Origin of the sequence: Pedobacter sp. BAL39 (assembly GCF_000170795.1) — a bacterium.
Taxonomy (GTDB): Bacteria; Bacteroidota; Bacteroidia; order Sphingobacteriales; family Sphingobacteriaceae; genus Pedobacter.
Genome location: NZ_ABCM01000016.1, coordinates 82,247 through 98,198 on the forward strand (window position 1 = coordinate 82,247; position 15,952 = coordinate 98,198).

The following is a 15,952-nucleotide window of genomic DNA, read 5'->3' on the forward strand; positions in this document are numbered from 1 at the left end:
TTACTGTGTAATTTTCAATAGGCTGCTGATGGTGTGTACCACGCCATTGCCGGTCAATAAATCCTGCTTCACGACAGTTACAGGCGAGGTATTTCCTGTACCCATCAGTTGTATGCCGGTATAAGCACCACTCACCTGCGGATTAGGTATCAACCTGATTTGAACGGAATTGCCATCGATCATGGCCTGCTCACTGCGATTAGAGGTCCCCGTGCTCAGTATGTAGTCATAGACAAACCTCCTGTCGGCGATGATGTGGTAACGCATCAGACGCTGTAACACTGCGGGCTCTGTCTCATTAATGGCCTTCAGCGAGCTCAGCCCAAAAGCCGTCATTGCAGCATTGTTGGGCGCAAAGATGGTGTAAGGCCCATTTCCATGGAGTAACTCCAGCAATCCCGCGCGCTGAAGCGCCTGGTAGAAGAGGCTCAGCTGACGGTCGGCAGCAATGGCGTTCACCACAAGATCCTGAGTATATGGCTCGAGTACACGGTCCACCACCTGGATCAGGCCATTGGACGCAGCCACATTTTTAGAAAGGACTTTTGCCCCGTTGATCGTGAGGACGGTATCCGCACCTTTGACCCAGTGGGTGACAAAAAGCTTCCCGCCATTCGAAGAACGTACTTCCTGGTTGAAAAGAAAGGGCATTTTGTTCAGGTCATACCTTCCATTAAGGATATGGTAATTCATGATTGACGATACCCTTGAAGGATCAGCCGATAAGATGGCCGTCGTATTCGTAAAACCTGCCAGGCCAAATGCGGCATCTGATGGAGCTATCGATGTGAAGGGTCCTGTCTCCATCATCTGGTTCGCCAGGCCGGAACGGATCAGCGCTGTATTGTAAATGGAAAGGTTAAAGTTATCCGCTATAATGGAAGTGATGGTATTGAAATCCTTTTTAGTGGCGTCGGTATCATCTTTCTTGCACCCGATGAACATCAGGCTACAGCCAACAATGGCCAGCCACATATAAAGTGATATTGTAGATATTCTTGTTAAGTGATTCATTTTCATTAATCTGTATAATCTAAAAAAACCGATCAGTATTTAAATTCTTTGGGCGGCATGAGGCGGTTTACCACATGAATGGGCCCCATCAGGGTATTGATGTCCCCCTCTATAACCGTCGCTGCTGGAGCAGCTGAACCTTTCACTTTCATCGTCACTTTTCCTTCTGCATTTTTGCTGAAGTCAAACTGCGCATATACAATTGGAAGTGATCCCGTATACCCTTTGGTCGTCAGCGGGTAATCTGTCAGTAAAGTATTATTCAGATCATTGGAATAGAAGATGTCCGGAGTCTCCGTTCCATATCCCCATCCGTCGGCCTGTTTAAAGAGTTTCCCCCATCGGTGCATGGTGAGCAAGGTATCTGTCACATATCCTGTACCGACCATTTCGAAGGTCTCTTCGTTCAGATACGGTAAAGGCACGCGGTTGTTGAGCGCCATCAGGTCGTCCACGGAATGAAATCCAGCTTCATGGAAAGCTTCGTCCGTAGGTGCAAAGATAGAACGGAAGATGATATTAGGGCCCCAGCCAATCGGGTCAACGATCAATCCTGGTTTAAACGGCGAGCTGCGTGGATAAAAATCATAAGAGGCGTCAGTCCACAACTGGTCAGTCAGGGTCATGATCCCTACATACATGGAGAAACGACCATCTTCTTCCAGCACCTGCATCATCGTCTTTGTCGGTTTTTTCAGCAGATGCCCTATCGGCCATATGGTCCCGTTTTTAGTAACTGTTGGCGTCTGTGCATCGGCTTTCTTGCCGTTGATCAGCAAGTCGTTCCCAGACATCCCCAGATAGTGCCTGTACAGATAAGGGTCTGTCTGATATTGGTTTTCAAATCCTGGCAACCTCAGATAGGTATTTTCCAACATGGTAATGCCGACCAGGTTTTCCGTCCTCTGGCTCAGGGCCCTGGGTTCAATGTCCTGACTGATCACATGGTACAGCAGGAGGCTGTCCAGTAAATCCGGGCTGGTGGTATTGATGACATCCAGCGTGAGCCCATCAGCGAGAAAAGCAGCATCTGTTGGAATTAACAACGTTAAGGGTGCCTGCACTCCTCTTTTTTCGATGATGCTGTTCATGTCGCTACGTTTCCATGCGGCCTTAAAAAGCGTGTATGGTGAGGCTTCCAGGGCCTCAGACCAGGTAGTGGTTAAATCCTCATGAGGAATCTGGATGCCTTCTACTTCAGGCTGGAATTCTTCTTTACGGCACGCTGCCAGCGAGAGCAAAGCCAGACAAATGACGAATAATCTTATATTGAACTTTTTCATGTCTCTTGTTTTAATTGGTTTTCATGGCCTGCTCAGGAAGGATGATGACGTTGTCAAGATCCTGTACCAGACCGTTATCCAGCAGGTTATCAAAAGCTTTTTGATTCCGTCCACTGGCATTCGAGATGATTTCATATAAACCGAACCGGCTGGTCCTGGTCTCAATGTGATAAGTCAGGTTGCCATTAAATCCGCCAACAGTAAAGACCATGATATAGGTATCACCGGCAATCGGATGGTAATAAAAGGCATCACCATTGATGCTGCCAAGTACGTCGAAATCTGAAATAAAGAAATGTTTGTCCTTCAGCACATAACAACCAAACAACCTCGAACCGATATAACGGTCAGTGTTCATTGCCGCTACTACTTCAGCAGTCATACCCGCTGCTTCGAACACACTGTTCTTCGGCGCCACAACAGTATTGGACCCATCCTTAGCGAGCTGCTCCCAAAGGCCGAACTTTTTTAACCCGCTCACCAGGATGCTATAGTCCGGCCTCTTGTCCAACCATTCCTGAACAGTGACCTTCGGCTCATATTTAATGACCCTGTTTAATACATTCAGGTTACCATTGGCAAGGGTCACATCAAAGCGGCTGACAAAAGCACCGCTGAAAAACAGTAAATTATCGGTGCTGCTCCTATCCGATACGGAAGCATACACTTCGTTGCCTGCAAGTGTCCTGTAACGTACATCGATCCCGTTAAAGGGAATATCACGGCGCAGCAGACGCTCGTTCAGGATATGGCTTTGTACCATATATTTAAGGCTGTCCGGGTTCATCTTATCAAAATCCGAAGGACGGTTGATGCCGATCATATTGAACGCATTGTTATCGGGCGCCAAAATGGTAAAAGGACCTGCACCATTCAATTGTTCGTTCATGCCTGCCTTTTCTACTGCTGCCGCAAAAAGGCTGAGGTCATAATTGTTCTTTATAAAGTCAGCAGCAGGTCTGAAGTTCTCATTTGCTTTATCAATTTCAAGGTTGTCGTGCTTGCAGGAGCTGAGGCCCGCCAGAAGCAGCAATAACCAGAGATAATGAAATCTATTCCAGGATTTGCTTAGTTTCATCTGTAGTATCTTTTGATTAAAATCATTAATAGATTGGAGGTGCATATTTTCTTTGGATGGTCGTCAGGTATACATTTCCATTGACCACTTCAATGGTATTTACCGTTGCGAAGGAACGGGGGTTGTAAGTACCTGAATGAATGTTGACAATGGTATTTGGCAGGCTCACCGCATTCTGTTGCTCAGGTCTGGAAGTCTTTCCGGCCATGTAGCAATGTAAGGGCGCCCAGTTGCCTTCGGTCCTCATATCGGTACCGTTATAAGGAAGATTCGTAAGATCCATACCGGGAGCAAGGAAATCAAAACGCTGCCAGATGTCTGTATGTATGCCCCCCGCAGAACGGTCGGCGAACAAAGGAAAGCTGTAATAAGGGCTCACATTGATCACGTCTGTGTTCCTGGTTACGGTTCCAAGGAACTTCCCGCTATACCCTGGGAGCTTCTGCGGCAACACATTTGCCGGTGCGTCCCTGAAAAGTGTCAGCAGGACATTCATCTGGTCTTTAATGCCGTTACCCATAGCTCCTTTGCCATAGATGGTGCCCCCTTTCTCATCATTGTCAGCTTCCCAGTACCCCTTGGCACTCATGTTGTAAAAGTTGACGTAAACCAATGAATCTGATAGTGGAAGCTGATGAAAATTCTCCTTCCTTAGATAAATCCCATTTTTCCTGGTCTTATAATCCTTCTGCAAAACATGCAGCGTGTAGATTTCTTTGATATCCAGCACAAGGGTCGTGTCAATCAATACGTTCTTTTTAAGTTTCTCATCCAGGTCAAAGAAAGGGATGCTGTTCTTCGGACGGAACATGAACACGACACGGTGCTCACCCGAGGGGATCTGCGCCCAGCTGCTGAGGTCAAATCCGTTTACCACCGGACCGACAAGCACATTCTCCCTGCCAGGATATTCGGGATTGTTGACCGTAGTACCACTACCAATATGGGAAGGGTATGGTGGCGCATAGGGATCACGCTGATCCAGAAAATCGCCTTTTATCGCTGCCGAAACAGGTGTACCATTGGCATCCATTACGGGATCGATCAGCATCGTCAGGAAAGGAAGCATTTCATCCTTATTCTCTATACCGATTTTATAGTTTAAATTATTGAATACCCTTAAATAGGCGGGATCCGCAATGGTCACGTACTCTACCTTCGCACATCCCGAGGCCATAAACAACAGGGCAATGAAAAGAGAGGAGATGGTGTTTTTAGTTTTTAATCTTAACATGATGTTGTTATTTGGTATGTTTCAGGATGATCATTTTAGCCTTTTGGCCTGCAGGTGCCGATGATTTTGTACTGCCAACCAGGGCAATGGTGTAAATGCCCGGCTCATGATTCGGCAATCCATTACGCACATACAATTCTGGCCTGGCAATCAGCTCTTTTCCAGTCAGCACGGTAATGTCGCTGGCCCAGGCACCCGGAACTACGCCAGGTGAAGACCGGAAAGCCATGACTTCATACGCCGGCTGTTGGTACCTGAGCTGTACATAGGGCGCCACAAACGGCACAACACCGGGCCTGAGGTTATTGACGGCCGTAGCGTCATAACTGAATACTGAAGGAAATGCCTGGCCATTATTTGTGCTGAAAGTCAGGTAAGGTAAATCCGGACAAAGGTTCAGGAAGCGAATGCTGAAAGGCAGCTCCAGCTTATTGCGCAGGTAAGTACCGTCATCTGTAGCATCGGTGCCCGGAACAATACTGCTCAGGTTATTCGCAACGGCAGTGATGGTATTTTTTCCTTCCGCATTGGGGTGCAGCCATAATGTAAAGTTAGTGTTGGGGTCCAGCTGAAATTCTGTCCTGGCCAGCACCTGGCCGTTCGCATCTTTCGCTTCGGCCTGATAATGGCCAACGATGTATTCCTGGTATTCGGTATTTGCCGTGTAGCCTATCTTTCCGCCCATGACCTGCCCATTCATGGTAACACTCACTTCATTTACGCCCGGCAGGGCATTTACAGCCTGTACCCTTCCATAGGTTGTATTCAGGGGCTCACTGATGTCATTGATGATCCTTACAGCGTCCTGGTAGCTATCTACGGTCTCACCCGGATTTCCATTGAGGTAAGGAACTTTGAAACTGTAGGGGGAAACAACAATGGTGTACACCCCACCTGGAGCGTAATTCCGGAACGCGGCGAAAGTCAGGTTGCTGTCTTCAGGAGGCCATCCTACAGGCATGGTCAACGTTGACGTTTCGGGGAAGATCAGCTCATTGGTGGTTCCCGGAACCTGGATTCCTGAACTGGTCAGCACCTTCAGCTGCGCGGTAGTATAGGGAAGTTCAATATACGCTGAATAATGTCCTTCAGGGATGTTGCTTGTCCTGGGATCGATCGGGGTACCGTCTGCCCATGTGAGTGTCATCGGCCCCGTCAGGTTTTCCATGTTGCTATTTTCCACGCGCTGCGATAGGTTCAGGATCCGCACTTTAAACTTGCGGGGATCTGAAGGAGCGGTCACATCCCGCGGTATCCTGATGTATTCGGGAGCCTTACCGCCAAAACGCTGGATGGGCCTCAGGTAATAGTCCATAGGCTGGCTTGCATCTTCTTCCAACTGGAGACTTAGCTTGTCATTTGGCTTATTGTAGGCCCGGGTCTCCACCTGTATGGTTGCTTTTCCATTTTTCAGTAAGGACTGTGGAACACTCCATGTTGAACTTAAGGTACCACCCTCCGGGAAGTAGAGCGTTGCCCGGGGAACGTTGGTTACTGGATCGGTAGGCAGGATGATCTGGTAATTGGTCAGCGTATCGCCCTCGAGCAATACCTGATTGAAACCGGCAAGGTTCATCACCCTCACCGATGAGCTTTTACGTACATCGGTGACCGGCCTGTTGTCGTAAGCAAAATCCACCTTCTCTTTTTTACAGGCGGACAGCGTCATGACGATACACATCCCCAGAAATACGGAAAGCTGCTGTATATTTTTTTTAGATATCTTCATGGTTAATACAGATTATAAGTGAAGCCCATCATAAATTCTCCCCCCCGGTGATAACTGCGGTTCAGGTATTTATTGCCATACCATGTACCTCCCGTACCCGGATTGGCATACACAGTCTCAATGGCTGGGTTAAGGATATTTTTAGCATACCCCTTGAAGAGGACTCGCTTGGTGAGGCGCTGACTGAACACAAAGTCCAGCATCGGCACCGGGCGGGTGTACAGGTCGGGCTCTCCGGTCAGGTTGATCTGGATCAAACGCTCACCCACCATATTGAAGGTTCCGGTGAGGCTGGTCCCTATCTTTTTATTGTCGTAGTTCAGCCATCCGTTAATGGAAAATGGTGCCTGCTCAAACAGCGGACTGTTGTCCGGTGTATGCCTGTCGAGGGACCTGTTGGCCTCCAGTCTTTCCGGCGACTTCTTAATGTCACTTTGCGCGAGCAATAGGTTGGTGCCGATAAAGAAGTTGCGCATCGGGTCCCATACCCTGCCCAGATCTTTCACGAGCTCAAACTCCACACCCCATACCTTACCGATATTCGGATCGTTCTCAAACCTGATGGTGGGGTATTCAGGATAGGTTGCAGCAAGACCACTGGTCTTTAAGCTAAACACCTTATACAACTGGTTTTCAATACGCTTACCAAACACAGACACTGCAATTACTTCACCATTGTTCGGAAACCACTCCCACCTGAAATCCAGGTTCTGTGTATACTGGTTCACCAGGTTGGGATTCCCCACCACAAGGCCCATCTGGAAGGCGTCAAACTCGAACACATTGGTGATCTCGCGCAACTCCGGTCTGGCTAGTGTCGTATTGAAACCAGCCCTGAAATTCATCTTGTCCTTCAGGTTGTAGGTGGCATTCAGGGAATAATAAGGTTTATAACCCGGCTTGTAGACGGAGTTTGGGCTCATCAATGTCAGGGGTATGTTCGTCCCAGGGGCGGTCAGCGCCGGATCAAGGAATACTCCGGCAGTATCTACTGCAGACTGAATATTGGTAGACTCAAAACGGAGCCCGCCGGTCAGCCTTAGGTCTTTGTTGACTTTCAGGTCCAGCATGGCATAGCCGGCCTTGGTTTCAAAGAAACCGGTATAGTTGTTCGGCGACTTCTGACTGTTGTATAAAAATCCGCCGATTGGGCTTCCCCCTTCTCCAATACCTACCGACTGCGGGCGGATGCCAATAATTTCATTGCTGACCAGTCGATCCAGGTTACCGTTAACAGTATATAAAGGCAACGATTTGTTAGAAGAGAAGTTCGACCCCGGTAAGAACAACACGTTCTCCGTAAATTCACGGTCCCTGTTCAGGTAGTTGACACCTGTTTTGAACTCCTGCATCTGGCCAAACAGCTTAAAGGGGATACTCAGGTCGGCTTTATAATTGTAATTTGTTTCGTCGAGGTTTCTGTAACGACGGCCATTGGGCTCTGCCTGTATGATGCCATAGGCACCAAAACCGTTCACATAACCTGAAGATAGTGCATACAGGTGATCTGAGTAGCCATACTGCGTTCCATTGTTTACTCCTGTTGTAGGCGTGCCAACGGCACCACCACTACGGGGCATATAGTCTGCCAGCGTTACAAAACGATAGTCAGGGTCGTTCTGACCCGCCTTTGAGCTGGATACATTGTAACTTAATTTAGGCGAATAAATCGTCGACAAAAACTTATGCTCCCCCTGCAGGTTGAAGGTATTCAGGTTACGGTAAGATTGTTTCAATGAATAAATGGTACTATTTACATCCCCCGGTAACCCCGTATATTCGTACCCACCATACATATTTGTAGCCTGAGTTTCGCCGCCCCAACTGCCCAGGTACTGCATGCTGATCTCATTCCGGGAGTCAAAACGATAGGTCAGGCCGAGCAGTGTTCCATAGTTTAATGTTTCTGTACCCGTATTCTCCTTGTAGGTCTGGTAACGCCCCATGTACAGGTTATTGGGCGTAATGTAGTTCGGAATATTACGCGGGCTGCTCACCTGTGGATTGCCGGTGACTACCCCCTGGTAAATACTGTATTGCTGGATGTCACCGCCAGAGATGTCGGTAGTACGGCGGTAGTAGTTACCACCGGCAACAACGCCAAGTTTATGTTTTTTGAAAACCGTATAACTATTACCAAAAGTTGCTGAATACAGCTGGTTCAACGGGCTCTGTTTGTATTTGGTAGTCAGTATGGGGTCAAATCCCTGCATGATGTTATTGATGCGGGTCACCTCCTGCTTAACAGCCGGACTGTAACCGCTGTTGGAAATCATATTCTGGATTTCATTCAAGCCTCCTTTGTACTGTGTTCCCAGGTTCAGGAAGTCTTGCGACAGGTTTTTGTCATTGATCTTCGTACCCAGAAATCCCATATCGCTGTTGTAGAAGCTATTGTGCTGTCCCCCAATACCAATATTGGAGTTAAATCCACTCTGCATGACCACGTTAAATACCATGCTGTCTGGAACGGACTTGGTCTTCAGCTCCACGATCCCCGCAGCGGCATCCGCAGGTTTATCAGGAGTTACGGTTTTGTAAATGGTGACGTTGTCCAGCAGTGATGCAGGTACAAGATCGAAAGGGATAGAACTCCGGTCAGGATCCGAAGAAGCCAGCCTCACTCCGTTCAGCTGCCCAACCACACTCCTGTCGCCCAACCCACGGATAGCGACATATTTATCGTCAGTGATGGTGACACCCGATACCCTTTGGAGTGCCTGGGTAGTTGTAATACTTGCAGTACGCTCAATCTGTGCTGCAGATATTGCATCCTGGACAATAGCGGATTTTTTACGCTCGTCAAGCACCGCCACCTCTGTATTGGTTCTTCTTCTTGCCTGGACACTTACCTCACTTAGTTGGGTGGAAGAGGCTTTTAGGTGAATAGAAAGGTCTTTTGAATTTGCTGCTGTAACTTTGAACTCACGGGTCACGTAACCCATGTAGGACACTACCAATGTAGCTCCTTCTTCGGGAATGCTGATGCGAAACTTACCATTCACATCTGTTGAGGCCGCTACTGCAGCCCCCTTGATTTTTACACTCACACCAATGAGTGTTTCTTTTGTGGCATCATCGTAAACGGTACCGTTCACGATAATCGGAACCGGCTTGCTGTCTACAACAAGGTATCCTTCTACAATTTTATATTGAAGGTTGGTGTTGGCAAGGATGTGATCTATTGCCTGTTTGATGCTGATCTGTGGCGAAACCAGCGTAACATTTTTCTTTACGGCTTTGACGGATTGTTCTCTCAAAGAAAACCGGACATTACTTTGCCTGCTGATGGTCATCAAAGCATCGGCAACGGTAACGTTCTCCAGCCGTAAGTTGATTTTTTGATCAAGATCCTGGCTCTTTACATCACTGGCAAACAGCATACTCATAAAAGTAAGCTGGGCCACAATAAAGATAAACGAGCATTTCATTATAAATTGAATTGAAGGATATTGTTTTGATCCTTTTTGCATATTTTTGAACATTACTGATGAATTCGCCGGAAGGCGATGGTCTGTTAAAAATCCCGCACCTGTTCTTCAGGTACGGCTAGCTTTAAACCGTTAGGACGTCGAAATTCAGACGGTTTAGACATTACATACATTCCCTGCCTTTGGGTGGGGAATGTCTTGTTTAAGTAGCGGGTGTTACATTGTTGTTCCTTTCCTTTATGAATTTGTGGTGATTGATGTAGCAGCGATCTGAATGGTCATCATAAATGTCATCTGACGATGACATTCCTGTCTTTGATCTGGAACTTGAAATGCGCCGTGGAACTCAACACTTTCATGATTTTATTCAGCGGCATATCGGCTTGTAAAACCACGGAGATTTTTTCCCCTGATTTCATCTCATTCTGAAAATCAATCCTGATGTCGTACCAGCGCTCCAGGTCGGCAGCAATTTCCTTTAGGGATTTGTTATCAAATACCAGACGCGCATTTTTCCATTGCTGTACATCGGTAACTTCAATTTCTCCCAGGACGGGATGTCCGGAGGTATAACTTAATTTCTGCCCGGGCGTCAACACTGCAAGAGATTGCGGGTGGTTCCCTGCGAAATCATCAACGCGGACTTTTCCTGTGGCCACTTCTACTTCAATAGGTTTATTAGAGAAAGCAGCCACGCGGAATGATGTGCCGAGCACCGTTGTCCTTACCGTTTGTGTGTGAATAATGAAGGGCTTCTTCGGATTTTTAGTGACCTCAAAAAAGGCCTCCCCTTCCAGCCTGACCTCCCTGGTACTGTCGGCAAACTGCCTCGGATAAGACAGCTTACTGCCGGCGCCCAGATAAACATGTGATCCATCAGGCAAGAGCACCTTCGCGCGCTGTCCTTTTGGATTCACCGTCTCCTGATAAACCAAATCCGGCTGTTGTTTAATTGTAGTCAGGTGATTGATTCCATAAGCAGCCAGGAAGCCGATAACAACAATCCATATCGCTGCGTAAGACAAACGCCTGCGCCAGTTGATCCTGCGGATTACAGGTTCGGCTCCCTGTTCTTCAACATGGGTAGCCGAAATCTGCTGAGCATCTAACTTAGTGTAGAATTTACCAAGTGCATTGTCCAGATCCAGGTGATCACTCCCCTGCGCTGTCACACCTGACCAGCCTTCGCTCAGCACTTCATCAAAAAGTGCCTTCGTGCCGGGTAACTTTATCAGCCTGCGCAGTTCCGCCATCTCCTCAGCATTACATTGCTGGTTGATGTACTTCCTGATCAGGATTTTATTTTTATGCTTTTGATCCATTGATATTGTGCTTCAACAGGTAAAACACATATTTTAATCAATACCACCTACCGGAAATGAAAAAAATTCTAGAAGTGCAATAAGAAAATCATCAACATCAATGTAAGATCCACATGTTCCTTCAGATGTTTACGGAAGAAGCTCAGTGAGGCAACCATATAATTCTCTACAGTATTTACGGAAAGATTGAGGTCTTCTGCAATTTCAGAATAAGTTTTATTCTCCTCTCGGCTCATCTGATAAACTTTCCTACGCTGAGGACTCAGCTCGTTAAGCTTCTGCTGGTAGATTTTTTCCAGGTCACTGCTTTGTAAGGAGTCATAACCAGATCCGGTGTCTGAGGCTGTCGTCTCTTCATTTACAGCATCCATGGAGACCGTTGCCAGAATTCTCTTGCGGTAATGGTTATAAAGTGCATTTTTGGTAGCCCGGTAAAGATATCCCTGCAGGTCCTGGTCAATGTAAACGTTACCCTTGTTTTTCCATAAGCCAAGCATCACGTCCATCGCCAGCTCCTCGGCAATAAATGTATTTTTTACACTCTTCAACGCATACCTGTAAAATGCAGGATAATATCTTTTGAAAAGAACGTCGTAAGCCTTCGCATCGCCTTCCCGAAATTTATCAACCAGTATCTTATCTGTCAGATCGTCCAATGTTTTGTGCATATACCAAGTAGGGAAACTACGTCAGCAAAAATAGAACGATAACAACCTCCGTATATTAACAGAATATTAAGTTACAAATTCGCATCAAAACTTATTACAGCCCCTACTGTTAATCTAAAAATACCCCATCCCTGCCAGCTCTTAGAAAGGGCTTGAAATAAAAAGAACGTGGGCTACTGAAGCGGGTGGAATTGAATTTGGTTGAAATGAACAGTAAATTGAAATGAATAGTAAATTGAAATGAACAGGAAGAAAGCTAAAGCAAAAGATCAGGAGAGGATTGCTCAAGGTCCCTCAGGAAAGCATGTTGATGTCGAAGCAATCGACAGATCGTCCAACCTTTATCCCCTTGATGAGCACTCCCAATCATCAAATCGTCAGACGAAACCCGACGAGGAGGATCTGGGAATCAATTCTGACGGCACAAACCCTGGCACTGAATATGGCTAGGCCTCCGGCCTCAGCAAGCGATTCCCCAATCTGCAACAAAACAAAAAAATAAAAACATTCCCCAGACATGCTTGTTGGGCATGTAATGAATTTATTTAAGAAACATAGCCTTGATCTCCTCGTACTGACTACAATGATTGCCATTCTCTGGATGCTGTTTAATGGTTTAATCATCCCCTAAGCCGGCGGCCCGGTACGGACCGGAAACTTTTCATGCTAAATAATAGTAAATCCTGCATACACTGGCCTGAAAATTGATTTCAGATGTTATACAAATACCTACACCTATGCAAACCGATTTAGAATGTCTCCTATTCCTGGAAAACAGTACCGTTTCCATTATGGAAATCAAATGTCAAGGTCAGATCAAATGGCTTCAGGTCAATAATGCCAATATGCAGGTGACTCCACTGTCTGAGCAGTCTGCCGACAGCTCCCGGGAGGTGCAGGAGCGTTTTTTCGATCTGGGATATCTTAAATTCAACACACAATCAGGCATCTTCATCGAGAAATACAACTCTGCACAACACAACCTGTCCCTAAGGGGCGAAAGCGATGTGCCGGTTCCATACCTGATCGCAATTGACGAATTTTTAAATGGCAGGTTACAATTGTGTAGCTAAACCGGGTGCAACTTCATCAAGTTTGTCAAAGCAAAGCACAATAATATTAAACATTTACAATTTACAACTGTTAATCATTCATATTAAATCACTTACAAGACTATGGGATTATTCAAAACCGCATTAATTGGCGCCGCAGTATACGGTGCTGTTAAATATCTGACAAAAAAAGACGTCAATGGCCGCTCAGTAATAGACGACCTGAAAGAAAAAGCACCGGAATGGATTGAAAAGGCTAAAGCCGCAAAAAATGACCTGACGGATCGGGCCACACAGGGCTATTAGCATCCATATCAATACGCCAATAGCTCATTACATTTCATAAAAAAGCTGCGCCAAATGATAAATTGGCGCAGCTTTTTTATGTTTTTTTCAATGGTGCGGTGGTGATTATGCTTCTCCAAATACCTGCTTCGCTTTTTTTACAGCCTTCTCCAGGTCGATACCCTTACCCAGCACACCTTTAAACAGGTCACCTTTTTTCTTCAGCCGTTCAAGGGCATTAAAAATGGTGAAGTCCGTCATCTTCAAGCCTGGTTTCAGCTCCTCCCACAGCAATGGCATAGAAACCGTTGCCCCGGGTTTCGGACGCAGCGAGTATGGTCCGGCGATGGTTGCTCCCGGCCGGTTCTGCAGAAAGTCAAGGTACATCTTACCCTTACGGCTAGCGACCGTCCTTTCCAGTGTGGTAAAATCGGGCAGCCGCTGCTGCACCAGGCTCACAATGATCTTTGCAAACATCTGGGATTGGTCATAGCTGTATTTCGCCCCGAGGGGGATGTAAATGTGTATCCCTGTTGAGCCGGATGTTTTGCAGAAGCTGGGGATTTCCATCTGATCACAGATGTCCTTAACCGTCAGCGCAGCTTCAATCACCTGGTCAAAACTTTGTTTGTCGGGGTCCAGGTCAATTACACAATAATCGGGATGATCCGGAGATGCCGCTCTGCTGAACCAGGGGTTCATCTCGATGCAGCCCAAAGAGGCCATCCACAATAAAGCAGCCTCGTCGTTGCCGAGCAGGTATTCTTTGGCCTCTCCATCATCGGTTTTGTAGGGAAAGGTTTCCGCCCATTCCGGTGCCTTTCCCTTGACATCCTTCTGGTAAAATCCCTTCCCTTTAATCCCTCCGGGATACCTGTTCAACGACATCGGCCTGTCCTTTAAATAAGGGACGATATATTCCGCCACTTGATAGTAATAGTTGAAGAGGTCACGTTTTGTCACACCATCCTCCGGCCAGTACACCTTACTGAGGTGCGTGAACTTCAGCTCATGCCCTTTGATCTTGCGGGTTTGGGTTTCATCTTTGGGGTTCAGTAAGGTCTTCCTTGCGGTCGCCTTTGGTGGCCGGACAGCCTTGGCATGTTCGGCATCGGCTTTGAGGGATGCCTTGGGAACATCCAGGTCGACGACCGCAGCTTTACTCTCCGCAGCTACCTCCCGAACGACTTCCTTTGCCTGTTTATCTTCCCTCATCCCTTTGAACGAGGGATGCCTGAATACACCATCCGCGGTGATCTCCGTGAATGATACCTCTGCCACCAGCTCAGGCTCCAGCCAGGTCGCTTTTGCTTTTGGCGGATCGGGCCTGAACCGGGAAGGCTTATTGACATCAGGAACTTCCTCAAAAGGGCTTTTCCGGATCACCAACGGCTTAAACTGCGTCATCATTTCCTGTTGTTGTTTCTGGTTAAATCCGGTGCCCACCTTACCTACGTATTGCAGTTTGCCATTTTCATATACCCCCAGCAGAAGCGAACTAAAGGCTTTCGCGGTATCCGCATTTTTAGTATAGCCCCCGATCACGACCTCCTGACGCTTCTGGACCTTGATTTTCAACCAGTCGGAAGACCTGTTGCTGGTAACGTAGACGCTATCGGCCTTCTTCGCGATGATGCCCTCCATCCCCATCTTTTGTGCAGCGGCGAAAAAGGCTGTTCCCTTTGCTTCAAACACCTGGCTCAACCGGATGCGGTCATCATCCGCAGGAAGCACCTTTGCAAGAATTGCCTGTCGCTGCTTCAGTGGCAGCTCCCTCAGGTCCCTCCCTTCATACCAGAGCAAGTCAAACACATAGTAGGCAAGGTCGCCATCTGCCTCACTCCTCCAGTTCTGCAGATCGCCAAAACTGGACAGTCCTTTTTTGTCGAGCACAACAATCTCACCATCCACTACCATATCCATCTTCCAGCCTTGCATGAGTTCATAGATGGGATAGAAACGCTCATTGAACTGTTTATTGTTGCGGGAAAGCAACTGCACATCACCGTTTTTCAGTGAAAAGCCCAGTGCCCTGTAACCATCCCATTTCACCTCGTAGAGCCAGTCGTCCTTGTCGAACGGCGCGTCCACAAGTGTCGCGAGCATGGGCTTGATGCCGATCGGAATTTTTCCCTTTGGTGCCTTTTTCAGCAATGCCTTAATGTCCGCAGGAACATTTGTAACAGTTACCCCTCTTGCTTTTTCGAGATCAGCCTCTTTTCCTTCCTGCAAGTGCTTCAGCTCCTTTTCTTCACCATCCTTCCACACCTTGTCGCTGCTTTTCTCCATTTTGTCAATGGTCTTTCCCGACAATACAGACTTGTCTTTTTTTGTGATGTCGGTAGTGGACGCATATTTATCTTTATGTTTGATGAGGAGCCAGCTGTTCTCCCCCATACCGTTGGTTCTGACCAGGGCAAATTCGCCCTTTAGCTTTTCACCGTGCAGTACGACCTTCAGCGATCCTGCTTTCAGCTGGTCCCGCAGGTATTTGTCCTGGGCCATTTTACCTTTGATCTTTTCTATGGGCTCGTAGGTACCCTCATCCCACACAATCACAGTTCCCCCTCCATACTCCCCTTTAGGGATGATGCCTTCAAAATTTTTATAGTCGTAGGGATGATCCTCCACCATCATGGCCAGCCGCTTTGCAGAAGGGTCTGTGGAGGGGCCTTTAGGAACGGCCCAGCTTTTCAGCACCCCATCCATCTCCAGCCGGAAATCATAATGCAGGCGGGATGCATCATGCTTCTGAATCACAAAATGTAACTTTTTATCATCCTCAGACCGACCGGCGCTGGGTTCCGCTGTTTTCTTGAAATCGCGTTTCTGCTTATATTCTTGTAGTCCCATAAC

12 protein-coding genes are annotated in these 15,952 nt (G+C 47.3%); 3 read left to right on the plus strand and 9 right to left on the minus strand.

Translation table 11 applies throughout. From position 1 onward, the window contains the following. From PBAL39_RS18275 to PBAL39_RS18310, 8 genes are all read right to left on the minus strand, one after another. Nucleotides 1-1,014 carry a fasciclin domain-containing protein gene (locus PBAL39_RS18275; protein WP_157274100.1) on the minus strand — a complete coding sequence of 338 codons (1,014 nt, stop codon included), beginning with the start codon at nucleotides 1,012-1,014 and terminating at the stop codon, nucleotides 1-3. A gap of 32 nt (nucleotides 1,015-1,046) precedes the next feature. Continuing rightward, the gene (locus PBAL39_RS18280; RefSeq protein ID WP_008244277.1) at nucleotides 1,047-2,297 is read right to left on the minus strand and encodes a fasciclin domain-containing protein; all 1,251 of its coding nucleotides are present in this window, start codon (nucleotides 2,295-2,297) and stop codon (nucleotides 1,047-1,049) included. A 10-nt stretch (nucleotides 2,298-2,307) separates the two neighbouring features. Then, nucleotides 2,308-3,375, minus strand: coding sequence for a fasciclin domain-containing protein (locus PBAL39_RS18285; protein WP_008244278.1), 1,068 nt, complete (start codon nucleotides 3,373-3,375; stop codon nucleotides 2,308-2,310). A gap of 25 nt (nucleotides 3,376-3,400) precedes the next feature. Then, nucleotides 3,401-4,609, minus strand: a complete 1,209-nt coding sequence (locus PBAL39_RS18290) for a hypothetical protein (RefSeq protein ID WP_008244280.1) — start codon at nucleotides 4,607-4,609, stop codon at nucleotides 3,401-3,403. Nucleotides 4,610-4,616: 7 nt separating this feature from the next. After that, nucleotides 4,617-6,338, minus strand: coding sequence for a DUF4397 domain-containing protein (locus PBAL39_RS18295; protein WP_008244282.1), 1,722 nt, complete (start codon nucleotides 6,336-6,338; stop codon nucleotides 4,617-4,619). A gap of 2 nt (nucleotides 6,339-6,340) precedes the next feature. Beyond that, nucleotides 6,341-9,769 (minus strand): TonB-dependent receptor, encoded by a 3,429-nt coding sequence (locus PBAL39_RS18300; protein WP_232282979.1) that lies wholly within the window; start codon nucleotides 9,767-9,769, stop codon nucleotides 6,341-6,343. 290 nt (nucleotides 9,770-10,059) lie between these two features. Further along, nucleotides 10,060-11,091 (minus strand): FecR family protein, encoded by a 1,032-nt coding sequence (locus PBAL39_RS24805; protein ID WP_008244285.1) that lies wholly within the window; start codon nucleotides 11,089-11,091, stop codon nucleotides 10,060-10,062. 68 nt (nucleotides 11,092-11,159) lie between these two features. Then, nucleotides 11,160-11,759, minus strand: coding sequence for an RNA polymerase sigma-70 factor (locus PBAL39_RS18310; protein ID WP_008244287.1), 600 nt, complete (start codon nucleotides 11,757-11,759; stop codon nucleotides 11,160-11,162). A gap of 240 nt (nucleotides 11,760-11,999) precedes the next feature. Here PBAL39_RS18310 and PBAL39_RS18315 point away from each other — a divergent pair, with 240 nt between their 5' ends. The 3 genes from PBAL39_RS18315 to PBAL39_RS18325 all read left to right on the plus strand — a co-directional run bounded on the left by PBAL39_RS18315 (nucleotide 12,000) and on the right by PBAL39_RS18325 (nucleotide 13,117). Beyond that, nucleotides 12,000-12,209, plus strand: a complete 210-nt coding sequence (locus tag PBAL39_RS18315; protein ID WP_008244290.1) for a hypothetical protein — start codon at nucleotides 12,000-12,002, stop codon at nucleotides 12,207-12,209. A gap of 287 nt (nucleotides 12,210-12,496) precedes the next feature. After that, a complete protein-coding gene (locus PBAL39_RS18320; protein WP_008244292.1) occupies nucleotides 12,497-12,832 on the plus strand; it encodes a hypothetical protein in 336 nt (111 codons plus the stop codon). A 102-nt stretch (nucleotides 12,833-12,934) separates the two neighbouring features. Then, nucleotides 12,935-13,117: a hypothetical protein gene (locus PBAL39_RS18325; protein WP_008244293.1), complete on the plus strand. Its 183-nt coding sequence runs from the start codon at nucleotides 12,935-12,937 to the stop codon at nucleotides 13,115-13,117. A gap of 105 nt (nucleotides 13,118-13,222) precedes the next feature. On the opposite strand, the gene ligD is transcribed toward PBAL39_RS18325, so the two are convergent. Next, nucleotides 13,223-15,949 (minus strand): DNA ligase D, encoded by a 2,727-nt coding sequence (gene ligD, locus PBAL39_RS18330; RefSeq protein WP_008244294.1) that lies wholly within the window; start codon nucleotides 15,947-15,949, stop codon nucleotides 13,223-13,225. Between the last annotated feature and the right edge of the window lie 3 nt (nucleotides 15,950-15,952).

Excerpts from the sequence above, each read along its gene's own strand:
- PBAL39_RS18275 (WP_157274100.1), bottom strand. The coding sequence starts at position 1,014 with ATGAATCACTTAACAAGAATATCTACAATATCACTTTATATGTGGCTG.
- PBAL39_RS18280 (WP_008244277.1), bottom strand. The coding sequence starts at position 2,297 with ATGAAAAAGTTCAATATAAGATTATTCGTCATTTGTCTGGCTTTGCTC.
- PBAL39_RS18285 (WP_008244278.1), bottom strand. The coding sequence starts at position 3,375 with ATGAAACTAAGCAAATCCTGGAATAGATTTCATTATCTCTGGTTATTG.
- PBAL39_RS18290 (WP_008244280.1), bottom strand. The coding sequence starts at position 4,609 with ATGTTAAGATTAAAAACTAAAAACACCATCTCCTCTCTTTTCATTGCC.
- PBAL39_RS18295 (WP_008244282.1), bottom strand. The coding sequence starts at position 6,338 with ATGAAGATATCTAAAAAAAATATACAGCAGCTTTCCGTATTTCTGGGG.
- PBAL39_RS18300 (WP_232282979.1), bottom strand. The coding sequence starts at position 9,769 with ATGAAATGCTCGTTTATCTTTATTGTGGCCCAGCTTACTTTTATGAGT.
- PBAL39_RS24805 (WP_008244285.1), bottom strand. The coding sequence starts at position 11,091 with ATGGATCAAAAGCATAAAAATAAAATCCTGATCAGGAAGTACATCAAC.
- PBAL39_RS18310 (WP_008244287.1), bottom strand. The coding sequence starts at position 11,759 with ATGCACAAAACATTGGACGATCTGACAGATAAGATACTGGTTGATAAA.
- PBAL39_RS18315 (WP_008244290.1), top strand. The coding sequence starts at position 12,000 with ATGAACAGGAAGAAAGCTAAAGCAAAAGATCAGGAGAGGATTGCTCAA.
- PBAL39_RS18320 (WP_008244292.1), top strand. The coding sequence starts at position 12,497 with ATGCAAACCGATTTAGAATGTCTCCTATTCCTGGAAAACAGTACCGTT.
- PBAL39_RS18325 (WP_008244293.1), top strand. The coding sequence starts at position 12,935 with ATGGGATTATTCAAAACCGCATTAATTGGCGCCGCAGTATACGGTGCT.
- ligD (WP_008244294.1), bottom strand. The coding sequence starts at position 15,949 with ATGGGACTACAAGAATATAAGCAGAAACGCGATTTCAAGAAAACAGCG.